Raw genomic sequence first — 1213 nt, 5'->3', positions numbered from 1 at the left:
TGGCGGTTTCTGTTCCTCCTGAGCTTGAGTGGTTGTTTGTTCTTGTGGTGGGTTCGACGTTGTCGAATCTGGATGTGGATGGGGCGCGGGCGTTGGCTGCGCGGGTGGACGCTGATGGTGTGGCGTTGCAGCGGTTGATGCTGGACGCGGAGGGTGCCGCGGCGGTGGTGGGTGGGGCTTTGGGCGGGGCTGTGGGGGCTGGTGTTCGTAAGCTTGTGGGTGGGGTGACGGCGCATGGTTCGTCGTTGCGGTCGCTGGCGCGGCGTGACGCGGTGGGGTTGCGGGAGCTGGCGCTGGCGGATGAGAAGAATGTTTATGAGATGGTGCAGGAGCTCGCACTGTTTTTTCCGCAGATTTGGTGGGCTTTGTACAGTCCGTGGGGGGCGCCGTGGTATGCGGCGTTGACGGCGGCGTTGCGGGCGCGGTTGCTGGCACGGTTGCAGTGGATTGACAATGCGGCGGTGATGCTGGCTCGGACGGTGGCGAGTGAGGCCGCGAGTGAGGTGTTGCAGAACGCGAACGCGCAGGCGTTGCAGTTTATTGAGAAGAATCGTCGTTCGTGGGATGCGCAGGATTCCATTGTTGGCGCGATCGCCGGTGGTGTGGCGGGTGGGTTGATGATGGGCGGGGTGAGGCTGGGTCAGCGTGTGCTGGGCAAGCACGCGGACTCGGTGGCGTTTCATGGTGGCCTGGAGGGCACCACCGAGGTGGTTGTGGGTGCGGGTGTGTCGGGGGCGCTGGGGGGCGGTTTCGACGATCTGGGGTTCGGTTTCCTGGGTGGCGCGTTCAGTGGTGGTGTGCAGAAGGGCGCGGAGGACGCGGGTCACAAGATCGCCGGGTTCAAGAACGGTGGTCAGGGCAAGGATGGTGTGACCGTGCCGCCGGTGACCGTGCCGCCGGTGACTGTGCCGGGCACCCCGGTATCGGGCACACCGGCACCCGGCGACATGGACACGGACGGCACCCCCGGCACCGACAAGCCCGGCACCGAACACCCCGGCACCGAACACCCCGGCACCGACAAGCCCGGCACCGAACACCCCGGCACCGACAAGCCCAGTAGCGAACAGCCTGGTGGCGACAAGCCTGGTGGTTCCGTGCCTGGCATCCACACGCCGGTCACCGACACCAAACCCGGCACCGACCGACCCGGCAGCGACCGGCCTGGCACTGAACGGCCTGGCACTGAACGGCCTGGCACTGAACGGCCTGG

1 pseudogene is annotated in these 1213 nt (G+C 66.5%); it reads left to right on the top strand.

Features of this window, described 5'->3' with window-relative positions:
- Window positions 1-47 precede the first annotated feature (47 nt).
- A pseudogene (locus QSK25_RS45205) lies at window positions 48-1213 on the top strand (hypothetical protein); the annotation flags it as partial.

This window comes from Lentzea sp. NBRC 102530, assembly GCF_030269365.1.
In the GTDB taxonomy this organism is placed as follows: Bacteria; Actinomycetota; Actinomycetes; order Mycobacteriales; family Pseudonocardiaceae; genus Lentzea.
This window is presented reverse-complemented; position numbering and strand designations above follow the sequence as displayed.